The 19,452-nt window shown below is 51.6% G+C and carries 14 protein-coding genes; 7 read left to right on the top strand and 7 right to left on the bottom strand.

Translation table 11 applies throughout. The features are described from left to right. Window positions 1-42 precede the first annotated feature (42 nt). Window positions 43-825, bottom strand: coding sequence for an ADP-ribosylglycohydrolase family protein (locus LX69_RS07300; protein WP_111445161.1), 783 nt, complete (start codon window positions 823-825; stop codon window positions 43-45). Window positions 826-1,103: 278 nt separating this feature from the next. On the opposite strand from LX69_RS07300, the gene coaD reads away from it, so the two are divergent. From coaD to LX69_RS07280, 3 genes are all read left to right on the top strand, one after another. Then, a complete protein-coding gene (coaD, locus tag LX69_RS07295; RefSeq protein WP_111445160.1) occupies window positions 1,104-1,580 on the top strand; it encodes a pantetheine-phosphate adenylyltransferase in 477 nt (158 codons plus the stop codon). Then, on the top strand, window positions 1,581-3,086 hold the full coding sequence (locus tag LX69_RS07290) for a TlpA family protein disulfide reductase (protein WP_111445159.1): 1,506 nt from the start codon (window positions 1,581-1,583) through the stop codon (window positions 3,084-3,086). 306 nt (window positions 3,087-3,392) lie between these two features. Then, complete coding sequence (locus LX69_RS07280) at window positions 3,393-4,598, top strand: ammonium transporter (protein ID WP_111445157.1); 1,206 nt, start codon at window positions 3,393-3,395, stop codon at window positions 4,596-4,598. Between the two features lie 284 nt (window positions 4,599-4,882). Here the strand turns inward: LX69_RS07280 and LX69_RS07275 are convergent, their stop codons facing one another. From LX69_RS07275 to LX69_RS07260, 4 genes are all read right to left on the bottom strand, one after another. Continuing rightward, window positions 4,883-7,321: a TonB-dependent receptor gene (locus tag LX69_RS07275; RefSeq protein ID WP_111445156.1), complete on the bottom strand. Its 2,439-nt coding sequence runs from the start codon at window positions 7,319-7,321 to the stop codon at window positions 4,883-4,885. A gap of 175 nt (window positions 7,322-7,496) precedes the next feature. Then, window positions 7,497-9,350 (bottom strand): sensor histidine kinase, encoded by a 1,854-nt coding sequence (locus LX69_RS07270; protein ID WP_170124282.1) that lies wholly within the window; start codon window positions 9,348-9,350, stop codon window positions 7,497-7,499. A gap of 138 nt (window positions 9,351-9,488) precedes the next feature. Beyond that, window positions 9,489-10,608 (bottom strand): peptide chain release factor 2 gene (gene prfB, locus LX69_RS07265; RefSeq protein ID WP_111445154.1). Its coding sequence is split into 2 segments (ribosomal slippage): window positions 9,489-10,544 and window positions 10,546-10,608, totalling 1,119 coding nucleotides; the frame shifts between segments, so codons are not numbered across the junction. Window positions 10,609-10,990: 382 nt separating this feature from the next. After that, on the bottom strand, window positions 10,991-12,484 hold the full coding sequence (locus LX69_RS07260) for a tetratricopeptide repeat-containing S1 family peptidase (RefSeq protein WP_146260667.1): 1,494 nt from the start codon (window positions 12,482-12,484) through the stop codon (window positions 10,991-10,993). Window positions 12,485-12,498: 14 nt separating this feature from the next. Here LX69_RS07260 and LX69_RS17960 point away from each other — a divergent pair, with 14 nt between their 5' ends. Next, window positions 12,499-12,678, top strand: a complete 180-nt coding sequence (locus tag LX69_RS17960) for a hypothetical protein (protein ID WP_146260666.1) — start codon at window positions 12,499-12,501, stop codon at window positions 12,676-12,678. 494 nt (window positions 12,679-13,172) lie between these two features. On the opposite strand, the gene LX69_RS07250 is transcribed toward LX69_RS17960, so the two are convergent. Together LX69_RS07250 and LX69_RS07245 are read right to left on the bottom strand one after the other, a co-directional pair. After that, complete coding sequence (locus LX69_RS07250; RefSeq protein ID WP_170124281.1) at window positions 13,173-15,428, bottom strand: ATP-binding protein; 2,256 nt, start codon at window positions 15,426-15,428, stop codon at window positions 13,173-13,175. Beyond that, window positions 15,412-16,062, bottom strand: coding sequence for a response regulator transcription factor (locus LX69_RS07245; protein ID WP_111445150.1), 651 nt, complete (start codon window positions 16,060-16,062; stop codon window positions 15,412-15,414). The genes LX69_RS07250 and LX69_RS07245 overlap by 17 nt, the downstream gene beginning before the upstream one ends. Before the next feature lie 250 nt (window positions 16,063-16,312). Here LX69_RS07245 and LX69_RS07240 point away from each other — a divergent pair, with 250 nt between their 5' ends. From LX69_RS07240 to LX69_RS07230, 3 genes are all read left to right on the top strand, one after another. Beyond that, the gene (locus tag LX69_RS07240; protein WP_111445149.1) at window positions 16,313-16,654 is read left to right on the top strand and encodes a carboxypeptidase-like regulatory domain-containing protein; all 342 of its coding nucleotides are present in this window, start codon (window positions 16,313-16,315) and stop codon (window positions 16,652-16,654) included. 183 nt (window positions 16,655-16,837) lie between these two features. Further along, window positions 16,838-18,079 (top strand): right-handed parallel beta-helix repeat-containing protein, encoded by a 1,242-nt coding sequence (locus LX69_RS07235; RefSeq protein WP_221621300.1) that lies wholly within the window; start codon window positions 16,838-16,840, stop codon window positions 18,077-18,079. Window positions 18,080-18,305: 226 nt separating this feature from the next. Next, window positions 18,306-19,439 (top strand): phytase, encoded by a 1,134-nt coding sequence (locus tag LX69_RS07230; protein ID WP_111445147.1) that lies wholly within the window; start codon window positions 18,306-18,308, stop codon window positions 19,437-19,439. Window positions 19,440-19,452 lie beyond the last annotated feature (13 nt).

The raw sequence follows: 19,452 nt of genomic DNA, 5'->3' as shown, positions 1-19,452 counted from the left end.
TCACTCGGGTCTTTTTTTATATCGTTTATATCAATGATTTTTTCAACAAACAGGAGTCAAATAAGCCGCTTCAAACTCCTCTATAAGTTCCTCCATCTCGGACGGCAAACGACACAATGTTTTTCGCACCAACGACTTAGGAATGTGATTATAATAAGCCTGGGCAATACCACCGGTAATAGAAGCAATGGTATGGGTGGGGCCACCCAACCAAACGGCTTTGCGAATGGCATCTTCAAAATCGCTGCTGGCCAAAAAAGCCACCATGGCAGCCGGAACCGGCGTGGGCAAATCGTCAGAGGTTTGACTCAACATCAATTTCACTTCTTCGAGCGTCTGGTCGAGCTTATAATTAAATATCTCCTCGATAAGCTGCTTAATTTCCGACTTTGACTTACCCTGCTTGGCAAGAAAAATACTCCCGGCCACCGCTTTGGAGGCTTCAATACGAATTTGCGTATTGTGAGTAATGACCGTAGACATCTCGGCCTGGCGCAATGCCTCATCGAGCGAAGGAGATGCAAAGCCAATGGGACTGATGCGACGGGCAGCACCATCCCCCTCACTCACATAAGTGGCCTTATTCTCCGACAAAGCCCACTCAAGAAATCGTGGGCGATAACCGGCTTTGGGATAACGTTGCACCCAATCCTTGAGCGTATCGCCATAGGCTTTGTTGTGCAAAATAGCATCCGCTGTCGACAGCGTGGTGATGGTGTTGTCTGTATATGCCGATAAAGGCTTGAGTAATTGAAAATCCTGTGCGTCAGGCTGGTTGTTTTCAAAAGCAGAACCGATAATATCACCGATAATTGCACCTCTCATAAAAAACCGATTAACAGAATGATGTGACAATGGCCTTTCTCTGCTGTTGGCCTTTAAAATCAGGGGGTAAAGGTGGCTTTTTTTTCAATGATTGCAAAATTTTTAAACACTATTCACACCCACTTAACATTGACATGCAGGTTCATTTATGGTTAGTATGGACGCTTACGAATAAACATCCCGTCACCTGAAACACGAAACCATGAAGCTCCTGAATAAACGTTTGGTCAATCCAACAAATTTTTCAAATTTTACCGTTTGTATATACGAAGAGAAACATGAAAAAAATAGCAATCTTCCCCGGATCGTTCGACCCCTTCACCATTGGCCACGAAAATGTGGTTCGCCGCTCGCTCGATCTTTTTGACGAAATAGTGGTGGCAGTGGGCTACAACTCCAACAAAGCCGATTTTTTCCCGGTGGAGATGCGGGTCGACTGGATTAAAGATGTATTCTCAAACGCCCCCCGAATCCGGGTGGACAAATATGAAGGATTGACGGTCGATTATGCCAAAACCATCGGAGCTACCCACCTGCTACGGGGAATCCGCACCTCGGCCGACTTTGAATACGAACGAGCCATCGCTCAGGTAAACCGAGCCATGACCGGCATCGACACCGTATTTCTGCTCACCACGCCCGAACACACCCCCGTTAACTCATCCATCGTGCGTGACATCATCAAACATGGGGGCGATGCTTCCAAATTTCTACCCGAAAAGATAAAAATCGACCCGTCACTATTAAACCGATAAATGTCAGGAAACAAACGACTCATCCGAAATACCTTAACACTCCGGGTCGGCAGTCTATTATTGGCCGCCGGAATTTGGTGTTGGTGCATCACGGCATGGGGAGCAACACCCGACAGCGTGCGCATCACCGGAAATGCTCCCGACTATGCCGGGATGACGCTGATAATAGAAACGGTGTCGCACCCCCTATTGCGTGAACAAGAAGAGCTGACCCGTCTGACAATCAATGAAGACGGGAACTACAGCGGGGCATTTGCCATCGATGAAACCACGCAATGCACCATCGACCTGGGACATTACCGTGGGGCCTTTTATGCACAACCCGGACAACATTACCAATTGGCTCTTCCGCCCTACAAACCCCGTCCCGAAGCCGAACGATTCAACCCATTTTTTGAGCCGGAAATCATCCTGCTTGGCGTACTGACGCCCGATGCGCAAGATTTCAACGAACGCATCAACGATTATGAAATCGACTTTGAGGCTCACTACAACGCCTACGCCATGACGTTGTTCAACCAACACAACAGCCCACTGGCCAAACGTGTTTGCGAGCAACTCGACTCCATTCATCCGTCGGGGAGCGACAGTTTCTTTATCGCGCACAAACACTTCAGAGCGTCACGCCTTTACGCATTGGCCATGCGCCGACTCAAACGCCAGCACATCAACCGATTTTTCAGTAACGAACCGGTGCGATACCGCATGCCGGCTTATTGGGATAGTTTCAACGAGACGTTTAAGGACTTTTTTGCTTACTATTTCCAAAGCCCTTCGGGCAAACGCTTCCGCATGGCGTTTAATGAAGGAGCGCCATACGACAGCTTGTCGTTGATTATGAAAAACGACACCTTGTTTACGCGCGACGACTTGCGGGAAACCGTGATGATCCGCGCCTTGTACGATGCATATTACACGGGAATTTACGACGAGAAACGCATCAATGACCTGCTCACTCAAATGACAGAACGTGCCCAATGCCACCAAACACGTCACTTGGCGCGACGCATCATCGACCGTATTAACCGCCTAAAAACCGGCACCATCGCGCCACCACTCGAAGCGCTCAATACAAATGGCAAAATCATTTCACTGGCCGATTTCCGGGGAAAATTCGTGTATCTCAACTTTATGCACACCCAAAACTACGCCTGTAAAAAGCAGCTGCAAGCGCTGGCCGCCATTGCCCGCGAACTGAAACGCGACCTGGTGGTGCTGACTGTTTTGGCCGACGAAAACGACCAGCCGGCCTTTGACTACATGCTGAAAAACAATTTTAAGTGGGAAGTGCTTCATTTTGGAGGCAACGGCCGAATTCTGTCGGACTACAACATCAAGGCCATGCCCATGTACTACCTCATTGACCCCGACGGAAACTTAGCCTTATCACCGGCGCCGGCGCCCGAAGAAAACTTCGCGGAACGTTTTATAGAAGTGCAACGCAACTACAAAAACAACAAAACCAGAATGACCCCCGATAAACAAAGATCCATATTCGACATGTAACCATTTTGATTTAAACACCCCCATATAAAAGCCCCCTCATGACATTTCACAATGCATGAGGGGGCTTTTTACATCTACAACAAAACACAGATTTACAGGGTGAAAAACCAAATCAATCCACCACACACCCCATCCCAACACCCCCTTGAGAACAAAAAAACCACAACATTATCAACAAACACCCCATTCGAAAACGGCCATGTTGTAATTTCACTATATTTGCAGCCCTAAGATAATAGATTAAAACTTAAAAACAGATATTACTTTAAATTCATCACCATAATCAACAAAGGCGTTACCACCTTTATGGTACTGGCCACAAGCCTTGTGATGCTCATGACACCGGGGCTGGCATTTTTTTATGGCGGATTAGGCAACAAGAAGAACATTCTCAACATCATGATGCAAAGTTTTGTATCGCTGGGGCTAACCACCATTCTGTGGTTTACCTTCGGTTACTCACTTTGCTTTAGCGGAACCGTAGCCGAAGGCACCGATTTTTTCGGCATTTTAGAAAATTTCGACAAAGCCTTTTTGAATGGCATTACCCACGACACCATCATGCCGGGAAAAGCTTTTCCTGAATACGTATTTTTTGCCTATCAAATGATGTTTGCCATCATCACCCCATCGCTCATTACCGGAGCATTCATCAACCGGGTCACCTTTAAATCGTATGTGTTTTTCCTGATTTTTTGGCAAATATTCGTTTACTATCCCTTTGTACACATGATTTGGGGCGGAGGCATCCTGCAAGAGTGGGGAGTTCTTGACTTTGCAGGTGGAATTGTGGTGCATGCCACAGCCGGATTTGCAGCCCTGGTGGCCACCATTTATGTGGGCAAACGAAAAGAAGGAGCTCACAAACCCAACAACATACCATTGGTTGCCATCGGAACGGCACTGCTGTGGTTCGGCTGGTATGGTTTTAACGCCGGCAGCGAACTGGACATGAACGGCATTACGGTATCAGCATTTATCAATACCGATGTGTCGGCCTCATTTGCTGCCATCACCTGGCTACTGATAGAATGGAACACCGGCGCCAAAAAACCGACCTTCATCGGGCTGATGACCGGTGCCGTAGCCGGATTGGCCACCATTACCCCCGCTGCAGGTTATGTCACCGTGGGAACGGCATGTATCATCGGCATCCTCGCCGCTGTGGTTTGTTATTTTGCAGTTGAGTTTAAAAATTACATGAAATGGGATGATGCCCTTGATGTTTGGGGCGTTCATGGCATGGGGGGCGTCTTTGGAACCATCCTCATGGGTCTGGTGGCCAGCCACGCCATCAACCCATCCATTCAGGATGGAGTATTACTTGGGGGCGACTGGTCTCTCTTCGGCGAAGAAATCACCGCTTTGATATTGGCAATTGTGTGGGCCAGCGCATTTACATGGGTCACGCTCATCATCATCAATCGTTTCACCAAGGTTAAAGTGAGTGAAGAAGTGGAAAGAGCCGGCTTGGACATTCACATGCATGGCGAAATTGCAAGGGTGATATAGAAAGCTTTTTCAATGTCATTTCGTTTGTGATACTCAAAAAAAGACAAGTAGAATTACAGACGAAAGACAAACAAAGCAGACTTTAGAGACAATGAGCCTTTAACCAAACAATCTTCAGCATTCTCGCTAACTAACTAAATAACAATCAATAAAACGCTTACTCACCGTCCACTTTCAACAACCGGACATCAAGCAAAATAAAAATGCCCCGATTACTCGGGGCATTTTCATTTCCAAAAAAGAACTATGAAAAAAGTAGAAAACAAAGAAAAATGCTGCAAACATTAAAACTCACCCCCCTCGTTCATGATATCTTCACCACCATTGCGGTTGGTCATCCGCTTGGGCATGTAATTATTGAAACGATAGGTGAGGGTCATCGACACCAGAGGGGCTTTCATTCCCCATTTTGACCAGGTGTAGAAATTCTCGCCTTCGGTGGTGCTAATGCGCTTACCGGTGGCAAACAAATCGCGTGCTTGCACCACAGCCGATAATTTACGCTTAAATAAATCAACCCGATAAGCGGCATCAAAACTATAATAACCATGCACTTCGCCCTGAGCCGTTGCGGTGGGGCTATTAAACTGTCCATTGAATTGCAACTGATGCAAGCGGGCGACTTTAAAGGTGTTGTTCAGGCGGGCACCCCAGTTAAAAGTCTGATTCGAGAAATCTTTGCCGCCGGCACTGCCGGTAACTTCGTAATTATAAAGGTTACCCATCAGGTTCACTTCCCACCATTTTAACTGGCGCAGGTTAATGCTCAGCTCCAACCCGGTGGAGTAATCTTTACCAACGTTAAAAGGTTGCCCCATGAGGATGTTTCCGGAAGGATCGCCCTCCCACTGACGCTGTAGGTTTTCAACCTTGTTGTGGGTGACGCGGTGATAAGCTTCGAACGACACAAAGGCATTCTCAAACTGCTTCACGTACCCCAGTTCGTATGAGTCGATGAACTCGGGCTCCAGATCGGCATTCCCCTGACGCACGTAATAGGCATTCACCCAGGTAATAAAAGGCTCAAGCATCCATCCGTGCGTACGCTGAATGCGGCGCGAATAGCCCCCCATCAACTGCTGCTCCCATGGCAACTGCAACGACAAGTGCAATGTAGGATAAAGATCAAAACGGTCGAGCTCAAACTGCTGTGCCGACAAATTACTGGAGATGGTTCGTCGGGTAGTTTCACCCCGTAAGCCGGCCTGATAACCAAACTTTCGCCACATGCCGGCATACATCGCATAAAGACCATGAATTTGTTGTTCGCCTTCGGTATTATTACCATATTGAGCATTTGGCACCCATGCCCCGGAAAGCAAATCCCAGTTCTCGAGAGCTGTTTCGTCACTCTCCGACTCCCATCGCCCCTGATAACCCGCTTCGAGTTTGTTGGTCTCGGAAAATGGAAGGGTGTAATCAATTTTCAACTCAGCACGATCACCGGGGCCATCCTCAAGATTGCGTCGTTTTTCAAGCAATGTCCCGTCGCTGGTTTTTTCGTTTGACGACTCTTCGGTGGCATCGCGATGACTTATATTGAATTGCGTGCTCACCTGATGTCCCTTTTGTGCAAACTGACGCACATAAGTACCATTTAATGCATAAAATTGCCCCTGGCGATGCCAATTCTCCAAACTGGAATAACGATTGTCAAGACCGGCATCGTTAAACTCATGAAACGACTGTGGTGATTCCATGATCATATCGCGCCCGCCCATACGAGCCGAAAGAGTCATGCTGTTTTTGGGGTTAAAATCAACCTCAACACCCCCCCGGAGCCCCCACATGCGCATATCGCGCTCGCCCTCACCTTTGGAAATCAAATAATTGGTTTGATCACCCACCACCGATCGGCGCTCGTTTTCATTCTCACCGGGAAACACACGACGGTTATAGTCTCCGCCAAAAATGTAATTCACCTTTTTATGTCGATAATTAAGCAACGCATCGCCCCCATACGTTCCATACATGCCGGCGTTGACAGCAGCCTGCCCGCTTACTCCCAATAATTTATTCTTTTTGGTGATCACATTAATAATCCCTGCCGTACCATCGGGCTCAAACTTCACGGATGGGTTTGTAATGATTTCGATGTTATCGATGGCACTGGCCGGAATTTGGCGCAGGGCATCACTGGCATCGAGAATGGATGGTTTGCCATCGATGAGCACGGTAAAGCCGCCACTGCCACGCAGCGACACATTGCCTTCGACATCGACCTTCACCGATGGCACATTTTCGAGCACCTCAATGGCCGTCATGGAGGCCGCCGTGGCCTGCCCCGACACATTCACCACTTTTTTGTCGATCTTATACTCAAACTGTTTCCGTTCGGCCACCACTTCCACTTCATTCAACTTTTCAGTATTGGCGGCCAGGCGAACGGTCCCCAGGTTATGCGACGGCTTATCATTGGTGACCGATAGATTTTCAACCCGATGTGCATCGTAGCCCATAAATGAGAGTTGCAAATGATACACCCCCCAATTGAGTCCACTCACCTTAAAAACCCCTTTGACATCGGTTACCGTACCGGTCACCACGTTATTTTGCGCATCGTACACCGCAATGGTGGCATATTCAATAGGCTCTCCCGAATTGGCATCAATCACCAAACCTCTGATGGTTCCGGTTTTATCATCGTCCACAGCAGCCGACATTATTCCATGTAAGCTCAACAACAGGAACATTGCGAGCCATTTCATCTGTTTAATCTTCATTTACTTTGTTTTTTTCGCTTTGGTTGTAGCAAGATAGACGATGCATCCGCAATAATCCTTCTCTGGCAATGGGTCAAAAACGACAAATAACTGCCACAAAACAGCCATCCAACACCATATCAATGGGATAGAAAAACACCTTTAACAAAGCATTAACAAAACAGAAACACACCACTCAATTCGCTGGCAACGTAAAACCAAAAACAGAACCTTTCCCCGGCTCACTATAGACAAAGATGTGCCCCCCCATGAGTTCGACCAACGCTTTGGCAATGTTCAGACCTAACCCCACACCACCATGCTGGCTCACAAACTTGGTATCGACCATGCGAAAGCGTTCGAACACCATTTGTTGCTGCTCGGGAGCAATCCCAATGCCGGTGTCCTTCACATACAGCACCACCGAACGCGCATCAGCCGCATACACCCAATCGGGACGTTCATCGGCACGGCCATACCCGATTTCAATATGCCCCGACTCGGTGTATTTGACCGCATTGGTAATAAAATTCACCATCACCTGCATGACACGAAACCCGTCATTGGTAAGGTAACGACAGGCCGGATTGGTGTGACAATGCACATAAATGTGTTCCTTGCCCCGTATCCGAAGAAACGAAACAGCCTGAGTCTGCAACTTCTCAAAAATCGGCTCCAGGTCGATGGGCTGAGGATGGATGACCATGGAATTGGAGTCGATGAGCGAAATATCGAGCAGGTCGTTGACCAATTGCGACAACAAATCAGAGTTGGTGCGAATGATCTCGACATACTCGCCCACGTGCGCCTCCGGGGCTTCGACCGAAAGCAGTTCGGAGAAGCCGCAAATGGCATTGAGCGGCGTGCGCAACTCGTGCGACACATTGGCCAAAAATGCCCCTTTGAGCCGATCGGCCTCCAACGCTTTGTCCATGGACTGCGCCATCATTTCGCGAGCATGACGCTGCATGGCATTGTACCGAATCAGAAACACAATCACCACCACCAAAAACACAATCACCAAGGCATTCCAAAACACCAGCTTGCGATACTTCACCCAAAACGACTCAGGCTGATTAATCACCCGGCTCCACTTGGGCAACAGATCGGGGTCGATGTTGTAAATCTCCATCTTTGAATAATCGTAAATACCACTAAGAGGAGGCGTGTTAATGCGGTTCTCAATGTGTTTGCCCGTCAATCGTTTTTCAATCAGATGAGCACAATAAATGCCATGATCCACGCCCTTGGTAAAATTGCCCCCCAGTGCTCCGCTCACATTATTGATATAATTAGAAAAAACAGGTATGCGGGCGTTTTCGAACACCAGCCGTGCCGCTTCCCAATCATCGATGAAGTGCCCCGTCCCATCAACGCTTACCCCAGCATAATAAACAATGCCCTTACCGCCCAACTGCTTCATCAGGTCGGGCAATGTTTCTAAATAGACAGAATCGACCGCCACCAACCGGTAGTTGGGATATGCGGTCAGGGTTCGCCTTGCGTTTTCGCGATAAACCACGCCGGTATTGGTGCGATCGGAAAAGTAATACAATGTATCAAAATCGGGATAGATACTGCGGATAATCTCGAACGACTCCACAAACATGTCGGGCTCATACACCCCATACAAATCGAGCGCTTCAAGAGGGTAGTCATGGGGATTAGAGATGCCGCCAAACACCACCAGCACATCCTTAAACAACGTCTCATCTTTGTGTTTCAGCACCAAATCAAGCGCCGAATTATCAAGCGCCACCACCAAGTCGAACTTCTGCCCCTTGTATTTCGTCAACAGATAGGGGTAAAACACCTCCTCGGCCTGTTGGTGCGATTGCCGCTTAGCATCCATGTGCTCAACCCTGATATCGAAACTGTCGCGCCGCGCAAAATACCCCACAATGCCGCTGGTGACCTCATCGCTCCACGAAAACCCCACGTGATAGGAGTTGAGACACAACACCCGATATGGATTCGCGGGTTTGTCGGCCACTACCGTCTCGGGCAGCAGCATCAGCATCATCATCAAAACAACAAACATATACTTCATGCCAGGCATTATTTCCTGTAAGTTACAATGATTTTTGACCGATGTCTACTCAACATACTGTGGCACCCATAAAAAAAACCACCATGCAGCCGCACAGTGGTTTTTTATAGTAATGATAATGAAATTGGAGAAAGACGTTTACGAAACGCCTTCTGCACCAAACTCCATCAAATAAGCCTTAATAAACCCGTCGATGTCACCATCCATCACTGCATTCACGTTCGAAGTTTGAAAGTTGGTGCGATGGTCTTTCACGCGGCGGTCGTCGAACACGTAGCTGCGGATTTGCGAGCCCCATTCGATTTTCTTTTTGCCGGCTTCCACAATGGCCACGGCAGCACGACGTTTCTCGAGCTCCAGTTCGTAGAGTTGCGACTTGAGCAGGCGAATGGCGTTGTCCTTGTTGCCAAACTGCGATCGGCTCTCGGTGTTTTCAATCACAATCTCGTCGGGCTGGTTGGTCACCGGGTTGATGAACTTGTAGTGCAGACGCACACCGGTCTCCACCTTGTTCACGTTCTGCCCGCCGGCACCCGACGAACGGAAGGTGTCCCACGACAACATGCCGGGATTGACTTCAATTTCGATGGTGTCGTCCACCAGGGGCACCACGTACACCGAGGTAAACGAGGTCATGCGCTTGCCCTGGGCGTTGAAAGGCGACACGCGCACCAAACGATGCACGCCATTTTCGCTTTTTAGGTAACCATAAGCCATCTCGCCCTCAATTTGCATGGTCACGGTTTTGAGACCGGCCTCATCGCCATCCTGATAGTTGGTGGTTTCGCAACGGTAGCCCTGACGTTCGCACCAGCGCTGATACATGCGAAACAGCATCTGAGCCCAGTCCTGCGCCTCGGTACCACCGGCACCGGCCACAATTTTAATCACGGCGCCCAGCTTGTCCTCCTCACGACGCAACATATTTTTGAGCTCCAGATCTTCGACCATGGCAAGGGTTTCGGCATATTGAGCATCCACCTCTTCTTCCGAAGCCTCACCGGCTTTGTGGAAGTCGAAAATCACTTGCAGGTCGTCAACGGCTTGGGCAATTTTGGTGTGGCCCGACACCCACGATTTCAGTTCGCGAAGGCGTTTCATCAGCGCCTCGGCTTTTTTGGCATCGTCCCAAAAGCCCGGGGCTTGTGAACGCGTCTCTTCTTCTTCTATTTCAATCTTCTTGCGGTCGATGTCAAAGGTACCCCCTCAACGCCTGCTCCCGCTCAACAAGGTCTTTCACCTGGTCAATAGTAATCATAGCGTGTTAATTCTTTAAATGAGCCGCAAAAATAACGAAATAATCGGATGTAGATGTCCTAAAGGGAATCTCGACGGGAAGAAAGACAAGAAGACAGTTAGATATTCAATGTCGTTTAGTTAGTGACAAGCGATTAAAAGACAAGAAGAATTTTAGACCGCAGACAGATAGATGAGACTGTAAAGACGAAGAAGACAGATCTAAATATCTTTCCTTATCTCATCATCTGTCTCACAATCTTGCGTCTTCTTCTCTTAACTTAACGACATTGGTTAGATATTAGACAGATAGAAGAGACGAGGAGATTTGAACACCTGTCTTGGCATCTCACATCTCCATATCTGATGATGATAACATCACATGCATCACCGCAGCAAATATTTCATCGTCCCTGCTTGCGCACCTTGGCGCTGCAATAAGCAGCCACGTAATCGGCGGCTTTGGAGTAGCCCAGTTCAACGGCGCGCTGCCAATCCACACAAGCCCTTTCGCTCATGCCCATGTTGTAAAAAGCCACTCCCCTGTTAAAGTAGGCATACCGGTCGAGGGGATCTTTCACCAAAGCCACATCGAAGTCGCGGGTCGCAGCACGGTAGTCGTTCAATGCCAAATAAATGGTTCCGCGAATGGTGCAGGCGCCCGGCAGGTTGGGGTCGAGCAGGATGGCCCGCGAGAGGTCGCCCAGCGCCGTCTGATTGTTCTCGGCATGTTGCAACACCAGCCGGGCGCGCTCGTAATAGCCGTCGGCATAGGTGGTATCGACACGGATGGCGGCCGTGAAATCGTCGAAGGCAGCTTGCTTATCGCCTTTGAGCAACACGCGCGCCCGTCCGCGCTCCACCAGCGCGTAGGCAAAGTCGGATTTCACGGCCAGCGATCGGGTGAACGACGATTGGGCTTCGGCATATTTTTTCTCGCGCATCAGGTGCACCCCTTCGAGATAATAAAGAAGATAGTCGTTGGGATTGAGCTGACTCAACAGGGTGAAATCCTCACGGCTGCCAAAGTTGTTTTTATACATAAATCGGACGTGCCCCCGCAAGGCATAAGCCACCCCGTCGCGCGGAAACAGTTTGAGGTGACGGGAGAAGTAACGGGCCGACTCGGGATAATCGACCAACGAGAGGTAGTACATGGCCGCATTCAGGTCGGGGGAGAGACGGTCGCGCAAGGCCTGACTCTGGCGCATTTGACGGGTGGCTTTGTTGACGGTGAACCACAACGAGTCGTTCATAAACAAGATATTTTGCACCAGAGAAGGACGGGTGTCGTCCCAGGCATTGACCACCCCCACGCACTGGCCGCGCACGTTCACCACGGGTGCCCCAAAGGAACGCTCGCTGATGCCGGAACGCACCCTGGCCTGCCGCTTGAGATAAAACTGGTGACTCACCCGCCCCAGTTGCACGGCATCGAAACCGCCATCGAGTTCAAGGGGATGGCTGTACACGAGCACATCCTGATTCTCGACAAACATCTCGCGCGAGGGCAGCAAATAAGTAAAGGTGTGATTCCGGGGGTTGGCCACCCGCACCATGGCCATGTTGGCAAACGCATGCGCCTGCAGGATGCGGTTCACCACATAGGTGCGACCCGAGCGAAGCTCAACGGTCACCGAATCGCCATAATAAAAGAGCGATGCCGGCAGCAGGGCAAGGCCATCGGCACTGATGAAAAACCCGGCACCCTCATCCACCAGTTGGCCGCCCAGCACATAGGCACGTGCTGCCACCACAGCCTTCTCGGTTTGGTTGATGACCTCGAGCAACTGCTGCCCCGATGCCCCCACGCACATCCACATCAAAAGCCCCATTGCCCACCCGCGCAGGCAACAACTCCAGGCCAACCGACATCTACCGACAGATAAAGCGAACATGCGCACAATGGTTTATGCACATCAATTTAAAGAAAAAGATGATTGAGAGGATGGAAAAAAGTGGAGGGGGGCGTGGGAAAGTGGAGGAGTTTAAGAGTGGAGAAGTGGAAGAGTGGAGAAGTGGAGAAGTGGAAGAGTGGAGGGAGATGGCAGGCATTTCACTCACATTCGGGAGGAGAAACATCTTCCCATAGGCGTGGGAAACATCTTCCCATGAGCGTGGGAAACATTTTTAACCGAGGGGATAAAGCGTCCTTACTAAGTGTTTGGAGCAAGGGGTATCACAGAGGCACTCAGAGAAGACACGGAGTTCCACAGAGTTTTCAATAAACACAGAGGCGCGAAGGCGCTGAGTTGGTTTGAATATGTAGATTGCGTTTAAATATGAAAGCAGATAACTCAGCATTTAATCATCTTCCTCAACTTAACAAACCAAGAACTGACGCTGAGTTTCAGTGAGATAAGATGAGAACCAGTGAGGAGAAAGAGCCACAGTGCCACAGTGCCACTCGGTAAAAGAGTTATATAGTAGTCACAGAGTTTTTTGAAGTTGTGTTGTGCGATTGTGATACAAAAGAGTTATAGAGTAGTGGCCTTTTTTTTACTTAAACATCAACCATTCGAACCAAGGCGTTCGATCCGTGCGAAACGGGGCTGTGCGATCGCCCACCAGCCGGCTGAGAGGTCATCAATCACCCGGCTGTGCGATCGTCGAACACGAGGCTGAAAGGTCATCGATCGCCACCCGGGCAACCGTGCCGCCGCCATCGGCTCTTTCGAACGAGAGGCGGCCGCCATGCATGGCCACAAACTCGCGGCACAGGCGCAGCCCCAGTCCGGCACCCACCTCGTTGAGCAAGCCCGGTTGCGAGATGACCTCTCCGGCGATGCCTTCGTGCAACAGCGCCTCGGGCAACCCCGGGCCGTTGTCGGCAATGACCACCTCCACCCCGCTGCCGATACGGCACAGGGACACGCGGATGTGTCCGCCCGGAGGGGTGAACTTCACCGCGTTCGAGAGCAGGTTGCGAAACACACAGGCCATCAGGTCGGCATCGGCCGTGATGCCCACATGGGGCAACAAGGCCACCGACACCGTGAGTCCGCGGGGCTCCCACACGTGACTGAAAAGCGACAGCACGCCACCCAGCAATTCATCCACACGCAGGGGAGCCATGTGCGGCTCGATGCGGTTGAGCTGCGAACGCGACCAGTACAGCAGGTTATCCATGAGGTGATAGACGTTTTGCGCCGACTCGTTGAGCGATGCCATGGAGCGTTGCAACTTGTCGGGCGACATGCTCGCGTGACTTCGCGAGAGCATGCCGGTGAGGTTCTTGAACCAAAAGAGCGGGTTGCGCAGCTCGTGCGAGATGATGGAAAAGAGTTTGTCCTTGTCGCGCAGCACCCGGTTGAGGCGATCGTTCACCTGCGTGAGTTCCTGGTTTTGCTGCTGCACCCTGTCGTTGAGCGCCGTCAACCGCCGGTGTGCTTTCTCCCTGAACCGAAGACGTGAATAAATGATCCAGCACACCACCGACACCAGCAGCACGGCCACCACGGCAAAGGCCATCATCCAGCGATTGCGGCGCATCTCCACGGCAGCCATCTGCAAATCTTTTCGCAACAGGCGGTTCACGTTCTCCTGCCGCTCAAAGTCGAAGTCGAGCATCACCGCCGACACCTGGCGGTTGGTTTCCACGTTGAGACGTTGCCGCTCGGCATCGAGCAGATGCACATGATAGTTCAGCGCCCCTGCCATGTCGCCCATATCGACGGCCGCCAGATACATCCCCTGATAAACGTTGGCCAGCCAGTCGTGAAACCCCGATGCGTCAATGGTGCCCAGCGCCTTCCGATAGGTGACAATGGCCTGGCGGGGCAGACGCACGGCACGATAGTAGTCGCCCAACGCCAGCAAGGTCTCGGCCATGCCCAGGCGATAGCCCGACTGCCTCGCGATGTGGCCCGCTCGTAGCAACACCTCATGCGCCAAGCTGTGTTGATGCTGTTGCAGATGCAACTGCCCCAGGCTGGTAAGCGTTTTGACCATGCCCTTCATGTAGCCCGAGTGCTCGAACTGCGCCAATGCCTGATTGAAGCAAATCTCAGCACTGTCGGTGCGTTGCAACGCCAGATAACACTTCCCCAGGTTGATATACGACTGCCCCACCTCATCGGGCACAGCCGGCAACCGCCGATACGCCAATGCCTGACGGTGGTAGCCCAGGGCACGCACGGGATCGTTGGTCAGCAAATAATAACTGCCCAAATGGTTGCACACATCGCCGGTCAGCAAGGGATTGTTGAGCAAAGCACACTGGCGGTAGGCTTCCAGATAATGGTCGATGGCCAGCCGTTTGTTGCCTTCCACCAGGGCATTCTTGCCCATGCTCAGCAACACCGACACCAGCAGGCGATGGTCGCCCGAGGCCACGGCCTGCTGACGAGCCAGGTAAAAACAGTGCTGCGAGCGCACAAAATCGCCCTTCACGCGCCACACCTTGCCCCTGAGCCACTGCATCCATCCCTGCAACAACGAGTCGTGCGCCACCACGGGCAACGCCGCCAGTGAATCAACGAGGTGAAGACACCGTGGATGATGCGCCTGATAATAGGCCCCCATGGCCAACTCGAAGCAGGCCTGCGCACGAATGCCCGCGGGCACCCCCGGCGCCCTCCACAACGAATCGAACAGGAGAGCCGCCCGTTGCCCATCGCCCGTGAGGTACCACGCCTTGCCCATCAACAGACGGAGCGAATCGGCCTCGGCGGCAGGCAACAAATCGGCCTGAGCTGTCATGGCCACCACTTGGCGCGGCGAGACATATAATAATGAATCGGCACAGTGCAACAAGATGCTTTTGGCGACAGGACGCTTGCCGGGTTGACAGGCCGTGAGCAACACCAGCAACGGCAACGTCCATCTAACGAATAAAACCATGCTGAAGGGCATAACGGGTGAGTTCGGTGTTTTGCACAAAGCCCATCTTTTTGAGGATGTTGTTGCGATGGTTACTCACCGTGTTTTTAGAGATGTTGAGCTTAAGGGCAATCTCGGTCTTGCGTGCCCCCATGGCCAGGAGGGTAAACACCTGAAACTCGCGATCCGAGAGTTCCTCATGGGGCTTGTGTGCCACCACATCGCGATTGAGTGCCGCCTCAATGAGCAGTTGCGACTGACGCGGGGTGAGGTAACGTCCGGTGGTGGCCACCTGTCGAAGCGCCCCCACCAGGTCGGCCGTGGGGGTCTCCTTATTAATGTATGCCGATGCCCCGATGGAGAGCATGCGCATGGCAAAGGCCTCGTCGGCATTCATCGAAAAGATGACCACGGGCAGGTGCGGGTAAGTGGCACGAATCTCCTTGAGCACGTCGGCCGTGTCGCGCCCCGGCATCATCATATCGAGCACCACCATGTGGTAAGGGCGCAGCGAGAGTTGGTAAAGCAGGTCGTCGCCCGAGACGGCTTCCCCCACGATGCGCAGGTCGGGGGTTTCGTCGAGCATCAACTGAAGCCCCAGACGCACCACGGCATGGTCGTCGGCAATGATGATTGAATAGATGATCGGTTCCATAGATACGTTGTTCGTTGCCACAAAACTACCCCTGCAACATCACCCCCATCCTAAGGCAGTGTAAAGACAATATTAATTTGCAGGCAATGAGGTTATGCTTTTCTTAACCAACTGCCGCCACCCATCCACATCTACATCACAAACAAACACTTGCAAGCAGTAGTCAAAAGTACCATCGGGCAACCACCCATGCGACTATTGGGCAGCGGCGGGTGTGCCGGTACTTTTGTGGCGTTGCAAAACCACACACATGTTTCGAACCATTATCGCATTATTGACACTCATGATTGTCTCGGCCGCACAGGGTGCCGAAATCAAAGGCACCGTGAAAGACGGACAAACAGGGGAACTGCTCACGGGCTGCACCTTTTACGTGCATGAACTGCAAACGGGCACCATCAGCGGGCTCGACGGGTCGTACCGCCTCAACGGTCTCAAGGCCGGTCGCTACACCCTCACCTGCGTGTTCATCAAAAAAGGCAACCCCGACAATGGCGGACTGCCCCACCACGCCGCCTCCGACAGCCAAACCCTGTTGCGCGACGAGTCGATGCACCGAATCTACCTGATTGGCATACGATATCAGTTATAGATTTCAGTTCATCTAAGAGCGAAACGTTCAATCAAAAAGATCAACGACAAACACATTGATGAAGTGCAAAAGTACAAGAGTGCAAGAGTACCATCATTTCGCATTACTCAACCAACATAAATATGAACCATTCCCAAGTCCACCGTTTGGGGGATGAGGGGACTAATTCTTAAACAAATGAAAATGATCAAACTGATTCCGGCCTTCATGATGGCCCTGCTGGCCTTAACGGCCTGTGAAAAGAACGACAGCGACCAACCCAATGACGCAACCCTGAGCGGCGGCGAAGTGTCGGGGGTGTGGGAAAAAGGAAGCACCATCACCGTCAACGGCCATCTGGTGATTCCGGCGGGCAAATCGCTCACCATCGAAGAAGGCGTCACCGTGTTGATGAACGACACCACGCTGGGGCAAGAAATCCTGGTGTACGGCAATCTCTATTGCAAAGGCACCCAGGCCAACCCCGTCACCATTACCGTTCCCGAGGAACTGCGTCGCGAGGGCAGCTTTCCGCGCCTGTGGGGCGGCATCATCTGCGCCGCTTCGTGCCAGGAGCTGCTGATGGAGTACACCCACATGGCCTACACCGGCTACGTCACCACCGAGACCTCTCCATCGGTCATTGCCGGACTCTTTAAGGCCGAAGCCGGAGAAGGGCTTCCCGCCGTGAACTTCCGCAACGAGACCAACGGCAAGCTGGTGATTCGCCATTGCACCTTCAACAATCTGGGCGAAGACGGACTCTACCTGGAAGGCGGCAACTACATCATTGAGCACAACACCTTTTACACCAACGGCGAAACAGGCGGCGATGCCGTGAACCTCAAGTCGGGTTCCATTGCCGATATCAGCTACAACCTGATGTACAGCCCCAACACCAACGCCTTTAAACTGTCGAACTCGGGCGATCGCACCCCGCAGTGTGCCCCGGTGTTGTACAACAACACCATTGTGAACTGCGGCTGGCGTCGTCCCAAAGTGAAAGGCGGCGGCATTTGGCTCGAAGCGGGCGTAAACGCACTGGCGTATAACAACCTGCACGTCAACCGCCGCTTTGCTGTCAAGTTTGACGAAGCCGACGAGCGCTCAGTGTACGACTACAACTATTACTACGGTTATACCCAGGAGTGTGTCGATAACTTTCAACCCGGGGTGCCCGATGTGGTTCGCGGCGCTCACGATGTGGCAGGTACCAAGGCCGGGGAGAACGACCCCATGCTGGTGAACTACCCACTCTCGAACTCTCAAACAGCAACAGACTTCAGCACCGACTGGGACTTCCACCTCAAAGCCAGCTCACCCGCCCTTACCGGAGCCACCACCAACTTCACCCGTCATTTTGGCACCAACGGACTTACCCTCAACGGCGTGACCTACCAATCATCAGCTCCCGCCACCCACTTTGGAGCCTTCGGGCAGAAGTAAGACTCTGAAACCATCAACGCAGAGGCGCTAAGACGCAGAAAGAACACTTTGCGCCTCTGCAACTTCTACTAAACTCTTTTGAGTTATCTGATTTCTCATTTAAACGCGACGTATCACCTATAAGCTCAGCGTCTTCGCATCTCTGCGTTGAATAACAACCCAATCATTCATGTAATCAAGACGGCGCAACGACTATCATTTTATTAACATCATCATCTTCCCATTTATGCACACTCGAAGCACCTCCACTCCCTTGCGGAAAATCATTCTGCTGACCCTCGCCCTCACGCTGACACCCGGCATGTTGTTACAAGCACAGTCAGATGCCGAAGCCCGCGAGGATTCCCTCAAGATGGCCGAAGCCCTGCACCTGCAATCGCAAATTACCTTTCAGGTGACAGCCACAGGCGAAACTCGCCCCGTGAAAACCAACCTCGATGACGATGCGGCCGACGACCCCGCCATTTGGGTTCATCCGCGACGTCCGGGCAAGAGCCTCATTTTGGGAACCAACAAAAAAGCGGGGCTGTACGTGTACGACATGAAAGGGCGCATTAAACAATTCATGCCCACGGGACGAATCAACAATGTGGATGTACGCAACGGTTTCCGGCACCAAGGACGGGAGATGGCACTGGTGGCTGCCAGCAACCGCACCCTCAATGCCATTTCACTCTACCTCATCGACCCGCGCACGGGCATCATGACCGATACGGTGGCCAACATCCCCTCGGGGGTAGATGAAGTGTACGGCTTGTGCACCTATCACAACCGTCAAACCAACCGTTTCTATGCCATTGTGAACGGCAAAAACGGCGTAGTGGAACAATGGGAGATAACTTCAAACGACAATGACATCACATGGAGCCTCACCAAACAGTTCGCAGCCAACTCACAACCCGAAGGCATGGCCGCCGACGATCGTACCGGCCTCCTTTACCTGGGCGTGGAAGACGAAGGCATTTATGTGGTGAACCTGAACGATCCCCAACCCCAACTAACCCTGCTGCCTCAAAGCACAAGCGAGACCCCAGCCATCCGCTACGACATTGAAGGCCTGGCCTTATTCAACCACGCTGCACACACCTATTTGGTGGCCTCGATACAGGGCAACTTTTCGTATGCTGTGTTCAACGTCACAGGGCAGCCACGTTACGTGGGAAGCTTTGTGGTGAAACCGGGCTGCATCGACGGCATTGAAGAGACCGACGGACTGGACATCACCACCCGCTCGTGCGGCGGCAAATACAAACAAGGTATGTTTGTGGCTCAGGATGGATTCAACACCAACGGCACGAAGGCCGAAAGCCAGAACTTCAAAATGGTTCCCGTGAGCAAGATCCTGCCGTTGTTGAAGTAACCGGCACCGAATG

The organism is Breznakibacter xylanolyticus, from assembly GCF_003254275.1.
GTDB lineage: Bacteria > Bacteroidota > Bacteroidia > Bacteroidales > Marinilabiliaceae > Breznakibacter > Breznakibacter xylanolyticus.
Note: the sequence above shows the minus strand (reverse complement) of the source record. Positions and strands in the feature narration are given on the sequence as shown.

What these genes read in the sequence shown, in the direction of transcription:
- LX69_RS17960 (WP_146260666.1), top strand. Translation starts at nt 12,499, where the DNA reads ATGCACATCAATTTAAAGAAAAAGATGATTGAGAGGATGGAAAAAAGT.
- coaD (WP_111445160.1), top strand. Translation starts at nt 1,104, where the DNA reads ATGAAAAAAATAGCAATCTTCCCCGGATCGTTCGACCCCTTCACCATT.
- LX69_RS07260 (WP_146260667.1), bottom strand. Translation starts at nt 12,484, where the DNA reads ATGTTCGCTTTATCTGTCGGTAGATGTCGGTTGGCCTGGAGTTGTTGC.
- LX69_RS07245 (WP_111445150.1), bottom strand. Translation starts at nt 16,062, where the DNA reads ATGGAACCGATCATCTATTCAATCATCATTGCCGACGACCATGCCGTG.
- LX69_RS07270 (WP_170124282.1), bottom strand. Translation starts at nt 9,350, where the DNA reads ATGAAGTATATGTTTGTTGTTTTGATGATGATGCTGATGCTGCTGCCC.
- LX69_RS07280 (WP_111445157.1), top strand. Translation starts at nt 3,393, where the DNA reads ATGGTACTGGCCACAAGCCTTGTGATGCTCATGACACCGGGGCTGGCA.
- LX69_RS07275 (WP_111445156.1), bottom strand. Translation starts at nt 7,321, where the DNA reads ATGAAGATTAAACAGATGAAATGGCTCGCAATGTTCCTGTTGTTGAGC.
- LX69_RS07235 (WP_221621300.1), top strand. Translation starts at nt 16,838, where the DNA reads ATGATCAAACTGATTCCGGCCTTCATGATGGCCCTGCTGGCCTTAACG.
- LX69_RS07240 (WP_111445149.1), top strand. Translation starts at nt 16,313, where the DNA reads ATGTTTCGAACCATTATCGCATTATTGACACTCATGATTGTCTCGGCC.
- LX69_RS07250 (WP_170124281.1), bottom strand. Translation starts at nt 15,428, where the DNA reads ATGGTTTTATTCGTTAGATGGACGTTGCCGTTGCTGGTGTTGCTCACG.
- LX69_RS07290 (WP_111445159.1), top strand. Translation starts at nt 1,581, where the DNA reads ATGTCAGGAAACAAACGACTCATCCGAAATACCTTAACACTCCGGGTC.
- LX69_RS07300 (WP_111445161.1), bottom strand. Translation starts at nt 825, where the DNA reads ATGAGAGGTGCAATTATCGGTGATATTATCGGTTCTGCTTTTGAAAAC.
- LX69_RS07230 (WP_111445147.1), top strand. Translation starts at nt 18,306, where the DNA reads ATGCACACTCGAAGCACCTCCACTCCCTTGCGGAAAATCATTCTGCTG.